Genomic DNA, 15,564 nt, shown 5'->3' with positions numbered 1-15,564 from the left:
GCTCGGGGGAAGGTAAATCACCCAATAAGTTAAAAATAGATGGAGTTAAGTGATGACCTCAACTGAAAAACCTGACTTTGATGTTATCTCCGTGGGGGCGGGGTTCGCCGGACTGGCCTTGATTCACTACCTGCGTGAAGTGGGTATGTCGATCAAGGTCTTGGACCGCGCTTCGGACATTGGCGGAACGTGGACCTGGAACCGCTATCCGGGGGCCATGACCGACAGCGAAAGCTACTACTACTGCCTGATGTTCTCTAAAGAGTTACTTCAGGAGTGGTCCTGGTCGGCGCGTTACCCTACCTGGAAGGAAACCCAGGACTACATGAAATTTGTCGCCGACAAATGCGATATGTGGCCGCATATCCAGCTGGAAACCGAAGTGGTCGCTGCGGATTATCAAAAGGACTCTGGCCTCTGGAAGGTGACTACTGAGTCAGGCGAGACCTTAACCTGTAAGTACTTTATCAGTGGCATGGGCATGATTTCCCAGCAGATCATCCCCGACATCAAAGGTATGGATACGTTCAAGGGCCCGATTTTCCACTCGTCACGCTGGCCCGAGGATTTGGAGTGGGAGGGCAAGCGCATAGCGATGATCGGCGCCGGCGCAACCACCGTGCAGATGGTTCCCGCGATGTCAGAGAAGGCCAAAAGCATTCATGTATTCCAGCGCACCAATAATTTCATTCTCCCGGGCATGCAGCGTGAGATGACCCCCGAGTGGGAAAAGGAGATCAAAGAGAACTACGACGAGATCGTGGCCAAGTGTCGTAACCATGTCTTTGGTATGGCGTTTGACGACGCCGAAGGCCGTCTGGCGGTCGAGACACCGCCCGAAGAGGTGGAGCGCATTTTTGAGGAAAAATGGACCGGTAGTTTCCGTTGGGTATTCGAAACCTTCGACGATCTGTTGAGCGATCAGCGCGCAAACGATATGGCGTCCGAGTTTATTGCCCGCAAGATGCGCGAGCGCGTCGAAGATCCGGAGCTGGCCGATTTGCTGGTGCCCAAAGTCGGCGATTACCCCTTGTTTGCCAAGCGGCCGCCGATGGATCATCACTACCTGGAGCAGTTCAATCGTGACGATGTATTCCTGGTGGATATCAAGGATAAAGAGCCTATTGTCGAGATTACCGAGACCGGGATTCGCACCACCGAAAATCACTTTGAATTCGACATCATCATTTTGGCGACAGGGTTCCAGGCGTATACGGGCGCCCTTGAAGCGTTCCCGATCCGCGGTGAAAGTGGTCAGACACTTGCCGAGAAGTGGCAGGACAAATCGGCATCCATTATGGGTGTGTGCGTGGCTGACTTCCCCAATCTTTTCGTGATCACGGGCCCGCAGGCTCCATTTGCTAACCTGCCGACATCGATCGAGCAGAATGCCATCTGGATAGCCAAGTGTATCGACAAGATGGAGAAAGAAGGCTACGACGTTTGCAAGCCCCGCAAGGACGTAGAGGACGAGTGGACCGCGCACGTTGCCGATATCCACTCACAAACGTTGATGTCCACGGGCGACAAGGTGCACTCCTGGATGATGGGCGCGAATATTGAAAACAAGCAGCCGCGCGTGTTGATCTACTTCGGTGGCGCCAACAACTACTACGACTGCCTCGACAAGTCGGTCGAGGAGGGCTTCCCCGAGCTCGAGTTCGAAAAGCTCGCCAGCTAAGACGGTTCGTAGTGAAACCCGGTTTTGCGTTTGCCCTGTTGGGCGGTCGCGGGGCCGGGTTTTTTATTATGCCAGGGGCGAGGTTACGTCAACTGTTGGGCAATGACGCTTCCTTAGTAAAGGGTTAGGTCGTCCCCGATACTTTAGCTGCACGCTAAATTTCGACCCGGATCACGAAGTCGGGCTTTATCCATCTCGTACGGATCCATGGTGTTCCCCAAGAAAGCCTGCGGGCCTGTGTTCGAACAACCAAAGGAGTAGTGACTATGCGCTGCTATCCATTTGCCGCTGTGATCGCCGGGGCTACTGCCCTGGTCAGTGTTTCGAGTTTCGCTGCGGATATCGACGTCGAGTCCTTATACGGGGGGCAGTGCTCAGGGTGTCATAGCGTGACACTGCGGGGGTCGGCTCACGGAGCCCCGCTATCGGGCCTCGCGTTTGTGGAAAAGTGGGGTCCCCAATCCGCCCAGGCACTCTTTACTTACCTGAAACAGAACATGCCCCCGGGCCAGAGCGGTAAACTGAGCGATGACCAGCATCGGGCCCTCGCGCAATTCATCATTGCCGAAAATGGCGTCAAACTTGAGGGGTCGAACCTGGCCTCTTCGTCTATCGACATCAACACCGATTCCGCCGCTGAGCCATTGGAGACCGTGGAGTTTCGCAGCGCCGACGCGATTGATCAGATAGCGCGCTCAGCGGGTCGCTTCCAGAATCAGGTGTTGCCTGACTTTCGGCCGGTCAGCCAGGCCATGCTCAATAATCCGCCGCCTGGAGATTGGTTGACCTGGCGTCGTACGTCGGACGGACACGCGCACAGCCCGCTGGATGAAATCAACCGGGAGAATGTAGCCCAACTGCAGCTCGCGTGGTCACTAACCATGAGTGCGGGCAGTAATCAGGGTACCCCCTTGATTCACGACGGCGTGATGTTTCTGACACACCCCAACAATCGAATTCAGGCGGTTGAAGCCGCGACGGGGACCCTGCTCTGGGATTATCAGTATGATTTCCCTCCCGGCGCGCGGATGTTGGGTGGCCCGACCCGCAATATCGCCATCTACGGCGATAAGGTGTTTCTCGCCACCTATGACGCGGCGCTGGTAGCGATTGACGCCACTTCCGGAGAGGAAGTCTGGCGCACGGTAAAAGCGGACTACACCCAGGCGTACACTCACTCCGCGGGCCCCATTATTGCTGACGGCATTGTGATTAGTGGTATCAATGGCTGTGAGCTGTTTACTGAAGACGGCTGCTTTATCACAGGGCACGACCCGGACACGGGTGAAGAGCTGTGGCGCACCCAGACGCTGGCAGAACCTGGAACCGAAGCCTACGAAAGCTGGGGCGATATTGCTCCCGATCGGCGGGGCGGTGGTGATAGCTGGATTGCCGGCTCCTATGATCCCGACCTGAATCTGTTTTTTATCGGCGTATCCCAGGCGAAACCCTGGGTGGCGGTGAGCCGTGGCATGAGTGTCGATGACGCCGCGCTCTATACCAATTCAACGTTGGCGATTGACCCTAAAAGCGGAGAAATTGTCTGGTATTTCCAGCACATCCCGGGCGAAACCATTGATATGGAAGTGGGTTTCGAGCGAGTGTTGGTCGACATTGATGGGCAGAAAATGCTGCTCACGGTGGGTAAGGATGGCATCCTCTGGAAGCTCGACCGAAAAACCGGTGAGTTCAGGGCACTACTGGAGACCGCAGAGCAAACGATTTTCGAGTCTGTAAACCCCGAAACAGGGGCGCTGACCTATCGTGCCGATATTGCCAACGCCAAGATTGACGAGACCTTTTCGGCGTGTCCGGGCATCTACGGTGGCCAGAACTGGCAGGCCTCCGCTTTCGATCAGGGTAGTCATCTTTTATTTCTTCCCTCGCACCAGCTGTGTTCCGACATGACACCGAGGCGTGTGGATCTGGGTGCTGGCGGGGGTGGATACGGGGCCGACTCGGTGACCTACCCGATGCCCGGGAAAGAGGATGCGATGGGGGCCTTGATAGCGGTCGATGTCTCGACCATGGACATTAAATGGAAGGCTGAGCAGCCGGCGCTGTTTCTGACGGGCGCGCTCTCGACCGAGGGCGGCCTGGTGTTCGTTGGCGATCTTGATCGGGGCTTTAAAGCCTACGATGCGGCGAGTGGTGAGCCAATCTGGTCCACGCGACTCGGCGCGCCGGCACATGGATATCCGGTGTCATATGCAGTCGATGGCAAGCAATATATCGCGGTCTTGTCGGGTATTGGTGTGTTTCGTGCGATGACCGCACAGCTCTACCCCGAGATGTACCAGCCGTCAGGCGGTGAAGCGATTTATGTTTTTGAGCTACCTGGAAAGTGAAGCGGTCAGCGCACAGGCTAAATAACACGGCTTACGGTTGGGCTGCGGTGAACTCGATATAACCATCATTGACCGGGCCTTTTTTTTCTTCTAACGTCCCCGCTGCAGTGAAGAAACATACCGAAGACACCTCATTAATAAAATGAAAAAGAGGTTTGATTGATGCTTGATTCCGATGACGTTCTGCGCCGCCTTGATGCGGTCGAAAGCCGCGCCGCCATTGCTGAGCTGGCGTTCAATTATTGCCACGGGTTTGACAAGCGGGATTTTGATCGATTTCTCGGGATCTGGTGGGAGGATTGTATCTGGCATATCGGCCCGCGTTTCGGCAGCTTTTCCAACCATGAAGGCATTCGCGAAGCCGTGCTCGATGTACTTTGGCCTGCCTGGGACCAGTCCCAGCATCTGACTTCCAATCTGGTGATTGAGTTCGATGGTGCCGACCGTGCCAATGTACTCTGCGATGTGGATTGTATGGGGTTACTCGCGGGCAGTACCGAAGCCACTTTTGTCGGCGCTACTTATGCCGACAAGGTCGAGCGCCGCGAGGGAATCTGGAAGATCGCGGAACGTACGGTTTCAATGCATTTTTTCAACACGTTTCCGGGGACGGAGCTTTCCCGTCCGACCGCGTGAAGCTACCGCGGTGTATAAAAAAAGCGCCACTTATGGCACCACCCAAAACGTATCCGGAGTATGAAACCGATGGATAAAGTTCTGCAGGAATACATTGCCAAGCAACAAATTATCGAAGTAACCGCGTTGTACACGCGGGCTATCGATCGGATGGATGAAACGCTTTTGAGAAGTGTCTTTCATCCGGGTTCGCAACATAATCATTTTTACCAGGGGCCGTCATCCGAGCCTGATCGTCCGGCACAGGGTGATGATCCCGGCGATTTTGTGCGCTTTGCACAGGATGTGCTCTCTACCTACAGTCGCACCCACCATCAGCTGGGCAATCATCTGGTGGAATTTGAATCTGACACTCGGGCGCGCTGTGAATGCTACTTCACCGCTTTTCACCGCATGCGACCTATTGGCGATCCCCTGGCAGCGGATAATGCCTTTGAAACCGAGATGGATTTTTTCGTCGCCGGTCGTTATCTCGATCGGTTTGAACTCAGGGACGGTCAATGGAAGATTGTTGAGCGCTATGGCATGACCGATTGGATGCGCATTGAGCCTCCCGCCTCCCATGGCTTCGCAGGTATCGACCCGAAAACCCTCAGCAAGCAGATGCCGGACGATCTACTCTACACACTGGCATCGGTCTGATTCACGCCGGGTATGATTGATACCCGGCTTTTGTTACATCAACAGGAGAAAGTAGCATGGGACAACGACTGGCCAACAAGGTCGCTGTAATCACCGGAGGCGCCAGCGGGATTGGTGCGGAATCGGTAAGACTATTTGTGTCAGAGGGTGCGAAGGTCGTTATCGCCGACTTGCAGGACGAGGCGGGTGCCGAGCTTGCAGAGAGCCTGGGCGACGCGGCGTTTTATCAGCATTGCGATGTCACTAGTGAAGACCAGGTGGCAGCGATCATGGAGGCGGCGCAAAGCCGTTTTGGCCGCCTCGATGCGGTCTTCCACAGTGCGGGTATCGTCGGTGCTGTCGGGCCTATCGCCACGACACCCGCGAATGAGTGGCAGTTCAGTATTGACGTGCTTCTCACGGGAACGTTTTACGCTATGAAGCACGCTTCAAAAATTATGGCGGAGCAGGGCAGTGGCTCGATTATCTCCATGGCAAGTACCGCCGGGATTCTGGGCGGGCTTGGCCCCCATGCTTACACGGCCGCGAAACACGGTGTGGTGGGTTTGACCAAGAGTGTTGCGACGGAGGTTGCCGGTAAGGGGGTTCGTGTGAACTGTATTGCCGCTGCGGCCATGGCGACACCGATGGTGGCCAATGTGCTGACCGGTGATCCCAATGATATTGCCGGTGCTGAGCGTCTGCTGGCGGAAGGTTCGCCACTGCGCGGTCGACCGGGTCTGGCACGGGATGTCGCGAACGCGGCATTGTGGCTGGCCAGTGATGATTCCGGGTATACCACCGGCCATACGCTGACCACCGATGCGGGTATTACCGTTGGCGCTACCACCGATGGCCCCGAGTTTGCCGAGCGTCAGCCGATCATGCGTGAAGCGGGGAAGAGCGGCCTCGATTAAGTCGTATTGAGGGGACTCCCGCGGGCAGGGTTGCGGGGCAAAAAAAACCGGGGATATCCCCGGTTTTTTTGTCGTTGCGGTTACGCGTTTTCTTTGGTTTCGGCGGGTTGAGGGAGGTGAACCTCCATCTGTGGAAACGGTATGGTGATTCCCGCCTCGTCAAATCGAAGCTTGACGGTTTCCGTGGTATCCCACAGCACTCCCCAGTAGTCCGCTGCATTCGCCCACGGGCGCACCAGGAAGTTAACGCTGGAGTCGCCCAGTGAGCCCACCGTAATCACTGGCGCGGGCTCGCTGAGAACTCGCTCATCAGCGGCAATTATTTCTTCGAGGATCGTCTTCGCCTCGCGTAAATCATCACCGTAGGAAATACCGAATACCATATCGACACGGCGCGTAGGTCGTGCCGAGAAATTCGTGATGTTGCCACCGATGACGGCGCCGTTGGGAATAATGATTTCCTTGTTATCCGGGGTGGTCATGACCGTCGTGAAAATGCCAATGCTATCGACGGTTCCCATGGCACCACCCGCATCGATAAAGTTACCTTTGACAAACGGCTTGAAGATAATGAGCATCACCCCAGCTGCGAAGTTGCCCAGGGAATTCTGCAGCGAAAGACCGATAGCAAGACCGGCGGCACCTAACAGCGCTACCAGTGATGTGGTGTTTATCCCCACCTGGCTCAGGGCCGCTATGACTACAAACAGTAATCCGACCCAATTGAGAATCGAGCACAGGAACTTGACCAGCGTTTCGTCCATTTGGCGTGCCAGCATCACCCGCTGAACGACTGCGACCAGACGCGCCACCACAAATCGGCCGACGTAAAAGATGACAAGGGCGAGAAACAGCTTGGTGCCATAGTCAATAATCAGGGGTAAGTACTGCTCCAATGCGTTCAAATCCGGCATGCGACCCTCCAGTGGGTGAGCGTTGTTTGGCGTGTTGATGATGTTCGGTAGTGGAGCTAAGCCCACGTCGCTATTAAATGATGCCACGGTATTTATTTCCAGCCCTCAATCGCACGAAGCCCGACGCGGTGCTATTAAAATAATGGCGCTAATCGTGTTACAACAGGGAGGTTAAGCGCTGTCTTGATGCTGTCGGTAACGGCCTTCATGGCGAGTCGTAGCGCAGTAGCCGGCGTTGTTGGTTCGGGCATGCAGTTGTGGTGTGCACCGCCCGCGAGGGCTGCCTACTGTCCCGCCGGTAAGACTCTGGCGAACATGGGCATTGCCAGTCCACTACGTCCGGTTGGGCCCGATAGCCCCATTGCGGTAGTTAAGAGAGTTTTAATATGGGCGTATTAGCCCTGAACAGAATCGATTTCAACCATTTCTCAGGGGACTTACGCGGTGGCGTGGTGGCCGCCATCGTCGCGCTTCCCCTGGCACTTGCGTTTGGTGTGGCATCGGGAATGGGTCCTGAGGCGGGTCTGTACGGTGCGATCTGCGTCGGGCTGATGGCTTCTCTATTTGGTGGCACGCCCACCCAGATATCAGGTCCAACCGGACCGATGACGATTGTTGCGGCGGCATTGTTTACCCAGTTTGGTGATCAACCCGCGATTGCCTTCAGCGTCGTCATGATGGCCGGCCTGTTTCAAATGCTTTTTGGCGTGCTGCGTATGGGTCGGTATATCAACCTCATGCCCTACCCGGTGATCTCCGGGTTTTTGACGGGTATTGGGGTGGTGTTGATCTTCATGCAGCTTGATCCCCTGCTGGGGTTTCCCAGTGCCGGCACCGTGCAAAACGCAATGGGCCGTATTGGCGAACACCTCGAGTCGCCCAACTTTGCAACGCTGGGGATTGGAGCGCTTGCCGTTGCTATTTGTTTTTTTACGCCCGCTCGGATCAGTCGGCGACTTCCACCGTCATTGATTGCGCTGGTGGTGTGTTCACTGGTGGCGATGCGGGTCGCCGACATCCCCTCGCTGGGACCAATCAGCGTTACGTTGCCGGACCTGGTGCCACCCACCATCAAGATCGGCCTACTGGGGCAAATGTTGTCCACCGCGCTCGTGCTGGCGGCGCTGGGCGCCATTGATTCCTTACTGACAGCACAGGCGGCGGATAGCGCAACGGCAACGCTGCATGACCCTGACAAGGAACTGGTGGGCCAGGGGATTGGCAATTTATTCGCTGGCGTGATGGGTGGAATTCCCGGTGCGGGAGCGACTATCCGGACGCTGGCCAATATCGAAGCAGGCGGGCGGGGCGTATTGTCGGGCGTTGTTCATTCACTGGTGCTTATTGCGGCACTTTTAATGGCGGCACCCCTGATTGCGACGATACCGAATGCTGCTCTCGCGGGTATTTTGCTCCGCGTCGGCTTTAACGTCATTGACTGGCGCTCCCTAAAGCGTATCGCCAGACTGCCGCGCGCCGATCAGGTGCTGATGTCTACCAGCTTTTTGCTCACCATTACCGTCGACGTGGTGACGGCTGCGGGTATGGGCATCATCCTGGCGAGTCTGACCTTTGTGAAGCAGGCGGCGGATATTCAGGCAGAGTCCATTGAAGCCATCTCAGATCCGGAGCAGTTGGGAATCTTTGATACGGAAAGTCGCGAGCTATTCAGGGAGATTTCCCCCTGCACACGGTTTTTGTACCTCTCGGGATTGATGAGCTTCGGTGTTGCCAATGAGATGTCCAAGCGCTTCGCGCGCCTGGGGGACTACGATATTCTGATGATGGACCTCACTGACGTCCCGCATATTGATGGCAGTGCCGGCTTGGCGCTTGAGTCTGCTATTCAACGCGCACTGGACGCAAACCGGGAGGTTTTTCTGATTGGTATGCGCTATCGCGTAGCCCGTGTGCTGGGCCAGTTGGGTAGTCTCGATCGGGTAAAGGAAACACAGCGATTTCTTTCTCGCCGGGAGGCGCTGGAAGCCGCGGCAGTAATGATACGCGCGCGCGAAAAATCCTGATCCCACCACGCTTTCAAAGGTGGTGAGATCGTGGGATGCACTTAAACGATGGCGTTAATGGCGTCGGTATCGTAATAAAATGGCGTAATCTGTTTCACTTTGTCACCCTCGAAGCTGAACACTTCGATCATGGGTACATTGATGGTTTTGCCAGACTCACGTCCGGTGAGTTTCATATCGATCCACACCATCACTGTGTCGTCACCGGCTGCCATAGCCTTAACATTCGGTTCGAACTCGCTGAACATCTCGAATACCTTGGTGACCAATTGCGTGAAGCCTTCCATACCACTAAAGGTGCCTGCAAATGGCAAACTGTCCGCCTCGACAACGGCGAAGTCCGGATGGGTGTGTTTTGCGAAGGTTTCGAAATCCTGTTTCGGTAGCGCTACGTACATTGCATTGACGATATCGATGTGGTTGCTCACGGTGCCTCCAAAGTGGTCAAAGAAAAAGGCGCACAGGACGTGAGCCAGCCGGTCAATTATGCGCGCCCTGGTGGCATCGATACAGTCTGCGCCCAGAAATGCGGTAGCACTTATGTGAAACACGGCACCTCTGGTCTGACGGACTTTAGCCGGCGGCTTGCAGAGCTCATTTTCCAGATTTAGGTTCACCCAGAAGAGGATAGGTTCCATGCTCAATATCGGCATCATTGCAGGTAGTCATCGGCCCAAGTCGGAAAGCGGGAAGGTGGGCCGGTTTCTCGCCGGAAAGCTTGAACGGTCGGGCCAGGCCTCAACCTGGATTAAAGACCTGGGGCGCGAACCCTTACCGATATGGGATGAATCCGTGTTCAGTAAAAGTGGTCACTGGGCCGGTTTAAATGGTCTTTCCGATCAGCTCAGGGCGAGCGATGCGTTTATTATCGTTACTCCTGAGTGGCATGGCATGGTGCCCTCAGGACTGAAAAACTTTCTCTTGTTATGGGCCGCCGACGGCGAACTCGCGCATAAACCGGCTTTGCTGTGTTCGGTCTCAGCCTCGGGCGGTGGAGCGAATCCCATCGCCGAGCTTCGCATGAGCAGCTACAAGAACAACCGGCTCTGCTACCTGCCAGAGCACCTGATAGTGCGCAATGTGCAAAGCGTTTTCAACGAGGACGCCGCGGATAATGATGAGAAAGCACACCGGTATATCGAAGCACGATCAGACTACTGTATCGACTTGTTACTCGAATACGCGAATGCCTTTCGAGGTATCCGAAGCAGCGGTAAAACATCGCTTGAAGCCTATCCCCATGGCATGTGAGTGCCGTGGCTAGGATGTCGATTTACCAGATCTGGTAGAGCACGGTGCCAATAAACGTACCCAGGGCGTAGCCGAGTACGCCCACCAAGATTCCCGGAGTGACCTGGTCGCGCCAGCCTTTGGTCGCGGCCAGCGCCGGCGCCGTCGTCGCGCCCAATATGGCAGCGTTGGAAGCGGTAATCAGTTCGGGAAGCGTGAGATGAAAAACCCGGCCAAGGGCGAACAGTACGATCGCGTGCACAAGCAGAAGAATGCCGACGAGCAGTATCAGAAGCGGTGCCACCTCAATCATTGCGACGATATTGGCGCCGGCGGCGATCGCCGCAAAAAAAGCAAAAGAAAGCGCTACGCCCAATTCAAAGGCACCGGCAAACCATCGCCGTGATCCGGGTAGTGCCGTCGCCACAAACAGGGTGAATGCGCTCAGGATGACGTAGCGCCAGTTTTCAGCATTCAGGACGCCGACCAGGGTGTCGGTTATTGCGACGAGGACCGCTGCCGCGGCAATGGCCAGGCAGAGCGACATAGCGGTGATTGCGGGGGCTTCGGTCTCGGCTTCAGCGGCCTGGGCGGGGTGGGGAGAGTAGCGTCGACTCAGCCAGGTCCAGCCTGGAATTAATGCCAGCAGACTGAGGTATAGCGCGCTGAATAAATTATCGGCGGCGGTTGCCGCTGAAAAGAAAGAAGCATCCGCGCTCAGCCCGGTTATCTCACCCAGTGCGGCATAGTTGACCGACCCACCAATATACGTTGATGCGAACAAGCCAACGATGGCGGCCTCACGGTTGCCGGGGGGTAGTTCCGAGGCGCTGCCGAGTACCGACAAATCCAGTAGTGATGCGGCGACAACAACGCCGCAAACCGTCCCCGTTGCCGCGATGATAAAGGCCATGCTGGTGCGTGATGCTTCGCGTGCCAGCCGCTTCAGGTCCGCCTGAAACAGAAACAGCGGAATGAGCAAGGGCACCATGTTGTTGAAAATGAAATCGTAGGTCGGTGCGGCGTGGGGGATAATGCCGAGATTCGCAGCGGCGATAGCTAACAAGATAACAATGACCGCGCCAGTCAGGTGGCCGCCCAGGCGTGTTCGCTCCAGTAAAAAAGCAGCGCCAGCTATCGCCATGATCGCCGCAAAAACGGCCAAATGATTGTCTGTTGCAATCCAACTCATGGTTGTTTTCCGTTTACACTAATGTCGTAGCCATTCAGCAGTTGGGATGGGCCACTCTTAATCGCCGATATCTTTTGCGACGGCCATACCTTCAGAATTACTGCATCAAGAAGAGCGAGAGTATGAACGAAAATTTCTTCGCGATCATCGAGGCACGAGCACCGACTGACCGTGATCAAATATTACTGCGCACCGCCGAAGGCGTCACGCACAGCTATCAGGACATGCTGGATTCTACGGCACGGGTGGCCAACGCGCTTGCGGATCTCGGTCTGAATGTGGGTGATCGAGTGAGTGCGCAGCTGGAAAAATCTGTTGAGGGGCTTTGGCTTTATCTCGGAGTACTCCGGGCTGGCCTCGTGTTCCATCCGCTGAACCCCGCCTATGCACTCGATGAGATGCGCTACTTTCTGGAGAACGCAGCGCCGGCGCTGTTTGTCTGCGATCCGTCGCGGGCGGACGATTACGCGCCGCTCTGCCGGGAACTCGGCGTCGAGAAACTACTCACTCTCGACGCCAATGGCAGGGGTACCTGGTTTGACACTGCTGCGGCCGCGAGTAGCCAATGTGCGATCGCGCCCCGAGCGGCCGATGATCTCGCCGCGCTGTTGTATTCATCCGGTACCACGGGACGACCCAAGGGGATTATGCTTACCCACCGAAATCTTGCCTCAAATGCCGGGGTGCTGGTGGATACCTGGGGCTTTAAAACTGATGACGTACTGCTCCATGCGTTACCCATTTACCATGTTCATGGGCTTTTCGTAGCCATCCATTGTGTTCTGATGAGCGGCTCATCGATGTTGTGGCTCGACGGTCTGGATGTGGCATTGATTCGACGGTTGCTGCCCGAGGCATCAGTCATGATGGGCGTACCCACTTATTACACCCGGTTGTTGAGTGATCCTGATTTTGGTGCGAGCGACTGCCCTTCGATGCGCTTATTTATTTCGGGCAGTGCACCGCTACTTAAGGAAACCTTCATCGAGTTTCGTGATCGGGTCGGTCATGACATTCTCGAGCGCTATGGTATGAGTGAAACGGGCATGAATACCTCCAACCCGCTTGATGGAGAACGCAAGCCCGGCACCGTTGGCTTTCCCCTGCGCGGTACCGAGGTTCGTATAACGGATAGCCAGGGAGCAGCGCTGCCAGTGGGCGAGATCGGCGAGCTACAGGTGCGCGGTGACAATGTTTTCAAGGGCTATTGGGGCATGCCCGAAAAAACCGCGGCGGACTTTACTGACGATGGCTGGTTTATCACCGGTGATCAGGGAATGATCGATGGGGAGGGCTACGTCAGCATCGTCGGTCGCTCCAAGGACATGGTGATTACCGGTGGTCTCAACGTCTATCCGAAGGAAGTCGAGCTGCTGATCAACGACATACCGGGTGTGTTGGAGTCCGCAGTGTTTGGTGTGCCCCACCCGGATTTTGGTGAGGCCGTGGTGGCCGCGGTAGTGACGGAAGCCGGGGCTACAGTGTCGGTCTCCCAGATCAATGACACCTTGTACGACAAGCTCGCCCGCTTCAAACAGCCCAAGAAAATCGAGTTTCTCGATGCATTGCCGCGCAACGCGATGGGCAAGGTACAGAAGAAGCAGTTACGCGAGGAGTGGAATGAGCCCTTCGAGTGAGCCGGTCTACGATTGGCGGATCTGCCTAAAGTGTGCGATGGAGGCCAATCAGGGCGCCGATCATAACCGTTATTTTCCATTGGCAAGCAGCGGCGAGGATGGCACTCCGCGAGTTCGTTGGGTGGTGTTCCGCGGCTTCGTCGGGGATAGCGACGATGTGTGCATTGTGACCGATGCGCGCTCTGAAAAAGTTACCGAGTTTCAGCGGCAACCGAGATGTGAGTTCAGCTGGTACTTTACCGAGACCCGGGAGCAATTCCGGGTTCGTGCGCACGTCATAACGGTTGACTCGCGATGCCCCGATCAGACGCAGCGACTATCCGCCTGGCAGGCGTTGAGTCAGGCGGCGAGGGAGTCGTTTTATGGTCCCCATCCGGGCTTTCCTCTGGTTACAGGTACCGATGTGCCCCTGACAACAGAGCAGATTCCCGCCGCCTTTGTTGTCCTGATACTTCGTCCCGATCATGTCGATCATCTTCTCCTACCGCTGCCACAGCGGCGTTGGCTTTCGACACTCGAATCGGGGAACTGGTGCAGTACCCCGGTTAATCCATGATCCAAAGCGATAGGAAGCATCCAGAGGCGTCGAAGTGGCAAACGCTGGCGGATGAGGATCTGGAGGCGGCAGAGGCTCGTTATGCCGCATTGCTGGCGTCAGATCCACAATCGGCGGAGGCAAAACTGGGTCTGGGCCGGGTGTTACAGCAGCAGGGTTTTCAGCGGCCGGCGATGGGCCTGTTCCAATCGGTGCTCGATGACGATGCGAAACACGTGGGTGCCCTGGTTGGGCTCGGGCTGTCGCTCAAAGCCATGGGCTGGAATGATGCGGCAGCGGATACGCTTGTCGAGGCCGTTCGCGCGCAACCCGATGACGGTAAAGTTTGGGGGCATCTGGCCAGCGCTTACTCGGCTTCAGGCCGCGAGGATGAGGCCGTTGCTGCCTATCAGGAGGCGTTATTGCTGGCGCCAGACGACCTTGAATTACATGCCTGGTTCAATCGCTATCTCGGTGTGTTGGGCCATGACGATTTTTTGAAGTCCTACCGCGACCGACTCGTCATTCAGCCGGATGATCAGGCGTGCGCCTCCGAACTGGCGCGTCTACTGATTGCAGGCGGGTGCCCGGATGAAGCGCTCGCCGTACTTACGGAACACGTCGATGCGGAATCCGCCAGTCCTGCCACTGGGGTGTTACGGGTGGAGGCGCTTCGGGAACTGGGTCAATTCGACAGTAGTCTTGAGGCCGCTCGCACAGGGCTTCGACACTTCCCACAACACCGGGATGTGAAGCTGGCGTTCGCCATTGCACTGATGGCGTCGGGTGCCGATTACGGGGAAGCAGAGGCACTGCTGGGGTCAATGGCCAAAGCCGCACCCGACGATCAGGAAGTCATCGCCCATTACCTCACGGCGCTGCGCTATACCGGCAGCGACCGTTACCGCGGGTGGGTGGACTATGCACGGATTGTGCATCCGTCCACGCTAATCGCCAGTGAGGGGTGTGCCGATCTGGATACGCTGGTCACACGGCTGCGTGCTTTGCATACCACGACTCAGCATCCGGTTGAGCAATCTGTGGTCAACGGCACACAAACCCTCGACGCTTTGTTTCAACGCCAGGACGACGACATTATCGCGTTTGTTGAGGTCTTAGGGGCATCGATTGCGGAGCAACTCGGTCGATTAGCCGCGACTATTGCCAGTCGAAGGCTCAGCCACGAATCTTCGGCATTCCGCTTTACCGACAGTTGGTCGGTACGACTCGCTAACGGCGGATTTCACAAAAATCACTACCACCCCAGCGGCTGGGTCAGCGGGGTCTGTTACCTCACTGTCCCTGAAGAGGTCGTTCGGCAGGGGCGCGGATGGCTCAAGTTCGGCGAGCCCGGCTTTCGCGCCCGGGAGCCGCTAGAGGCCGATTTTTGGATCAAGCCGAAGCCGGGAATGATGGTGCTCTTTCCCTCCTATTTGTGGCACGGCACCGCGCCATTGTGCGAGCCATCGGAGCGAATTACGGTGGGGTTTGATCTGGTCCCTGCGACTCATTGACGGGCTGGGCACGCGAGACCGAGACCTGGCGTACCCTCGCGTTAACCCTTTGCCTAAAAACGACAAAAGAAGTTCGTCGCGGGTTTGAGGGATCGTTACTTTCCCCACAAAGGCTTCGCGCATGACCTTGTACCTGGGCCCGGGCGGCTCAACCCCGGATTACTCGAGCTGCTCGCGTAGCTCCATCGGCGAGGTCGTACTAGACGGCCCGCTCGTCGACGCTCGAGCAAACCGGCGCCGAGCCACCCTCAGTGGTCGCTGCAAGTACGGTTGAAACACTCTTGAACGCGGCGCTGGCGCGAGGTGAGGTGGGCG

General features: G+C 56.5%; 13 protein-coding genes. 10 read left to right on the top strand and 3 right to left on the bottom strand.

Translation table 11 applies throughout. The annotated features are described in order from the left end of the window. The first annotated feature begins 52 nt into the window (after positions 1-52). The 5 genes from NOR51B_RS00935 (at position 53) to NOR51B_RS00915 (ending at position 6,203) form a co-directional block, all read left to right on the top strand. The gene (locus tag NOR51B_RS00935; protein ID WP_009019112.1) at positions 53-1,681 is read left to right on the top strand and encodes a flavin-containing monooxygenase; all 1,629 of its coding nucleotides are present in this window, start codon (positions 53-55) and stop codon (positions 1,679-1,681) included. A gap of 266 nt (positions 1,682-1,947) precedes the next feature. Next, on the top strand, positions 1,948-4,029 hold the full coding sequence (locus NOR51B_RS00930) for an outer membrane protein assembly factor BamB family protein (protein ID WP_009019220.1): 2,082 nt from the start codon (positions 1,948-1,950) through the stop codon (positions 4,027-4,029). Between the two features lie 162 nt (positions 4,030-4,191). After that, a complete protein-coding gene (locus NOR51B_RS00925) occupies positions 4,192-4,665 on the top strand; it encodes a nuclear transport factor 2 family protein (protein WP_009020293.1) in 474 nt (157 codons plus the stop codon). Positions 4,666-4,734: 69 nt separating this feature from the next. Beyond that, positions 4,735-5,307: a nuclear transport factor 2 family protein gene (locus NOR51B_RS00920; protein WP_154647567.1), complete on the top strand. Its 573-nt coding sequence runs from the start codon at positions 4,735-4,737 to the stop codon at positions 5,305-5,307. A gap of 56 nt (positions 5,308-5,363) precedes the next feature. Next, positions 5,364-6,203, top strand: a complete 840-nt coding sequence (locus NOR51B_RS00915; protein WP_009021002.1) for an SDR family oxidoreductase — start codon at positions 5,364-5,366, stop codon at positions 6,201-6,203. Between the two features lie 80 nt (positions 6,204-6,283). Here NOR51B_RS00915 and NOR51B_RS00910 read toward each other — a convergent pair whose 3' ends face one another. Continuing rightward, positions 6,284-7,117 (bottom strand): mechanosensitive ion channel family protein, encoded by an 834-nt coding sequence (locus NOR51B_RS00910; protein WP_009019769.1) that lies wholly within the window; start codon positions 7,115-7,117, stop codon positions 6,284-6,286. Positions 7,118-7,503: 386 nt separating this feature from the next. On the opposite strand from NOR51B_RS00910, the gene NOR51B_RS00905 reads away from it, so the two are divergent. Beyond that, positions 7,504-9,141, top strand: a complete 1,638-nt coding sequence (locus NOR51B_RS00905) for a SulP family inorganic anion transporter (protein ID WP_009020704.1) — start codon at positions 7,504-7,506, stop codon at positions 9,139-9,141. Between the two features lie 41 nt (positions 9,142-9,182). Here the strand turns inward: NOR51B_RS00905 and NOR51B_RS00900 are convergent, their stop codons facing one another. After that, complete coding sequence (locus tag NOR51B_RS00900; protein ID WP_040481496.1) at positions 9,183-9,779, bottom strand: nuclear transport factor 2 family protein; 597 nt, start codon at positions 9,777-9,779, stop codon at positions 9,183-9,185. On the opposite strand from NOR51B_RS00900, the gene NOR51B_RS00895 reads away from it, so the two are divergent. After that, the gene (locus NOR51B_RS00895; protein ID WP_009020685.1) at positions 9,778-10,392 is read left to right on the top strand and encodes an NADPH-dependent FMN reductase; all 615 of its coding nucleotides are present in this window, start codon (positions 9,778-9,780) and stop codon (positions 10,390-10,392) included. The genes NOR51B_RS00900 and NOR51B_RS00895 overlap by 2 nt on opposite strands. Positions 10,393-10,414: 22 nt before the next feature. On the opposite strand, the gene NOR51B_RS00890 is transcribed toward NOR51B_RS00895, so the two are convergent. Continuing rightward, a complete protein-coding gene (locus tag NOR51B_RS00890) occupies positions 10,415-11,563 on the bottom strand; it encodes a DUF819 family protein (protein ID WP_009019332.1) in 1,149 nt (382 codons plus the stop codon). A gap of 122 nt (positions 11,564-11,685) precedes the next feature. Between NOR51B_RS00890 and NOR51B_RS00885 the strand changes: the two genes are divergently transcribed. The 3 genes from NOR51B_RS00885 to NOR51B_RS00875 are packed head-to-tail and all read left to right on the top strand — an operon-like array spanning position 11,686 to position 15,249. Then, positions 11,686-13,200: an AMP-binding protein gene (locus NOR51B_RS00885; protein WP_009020489.1), complete on the top strand. Its 1,515-nt coding sequence runs from the start codon at positions 11,686-11,688 to the stop codon at positions 13,198-13,200. After that, positions 13,184-13,756 carry a pyridoxamine 5'-phosphate oxidase family protein gene (locus tag NOR51B_RS00880; protein WP_040481492.1) on the top strand — a complete coding sequence of 191 codons (573 nt, stop codon included), beginning with the start codon at positions 13,184-13,186 and terminating at the stop codon, positions 13,754-13,756. Before NOR51B_RS00885 ends, NOR51B_RS00880 begins: the two co-directional genes overlap by 17 nt. Further along, entirely contained in the window at positions 13,753-15,249 is a 1,497-nt protein-coding gene (locus NOR51B_RS00875) for a 2OG-Fe(II) oxygenase family protein (RefSeq protein WP_009019783.1), read from the top strand. Before NOR51B_RS00880 ends, NOR51B_RS00875 begins: the two co-directional genes overlap by 4 nt. The last annotated feature ends 315 nt before the right edge of the window (positions 15,250-15,564 follow it).

The organism is Luminiphilus syltensis NOR5-1B (genome assembly GCF_000158175.1).
Lineage (GTDB): Bacteria > Pseudomonadota > Gammaproteobacteria > Pseudomonadales > Halieaceae > Luminiphilus > Luminiphilus syltensis.
The sequence above is the reverse complement of the archived record's forward strand: the minus strand, read 5'-3'. Positions and strand labels throughout refer to the sequence as shown.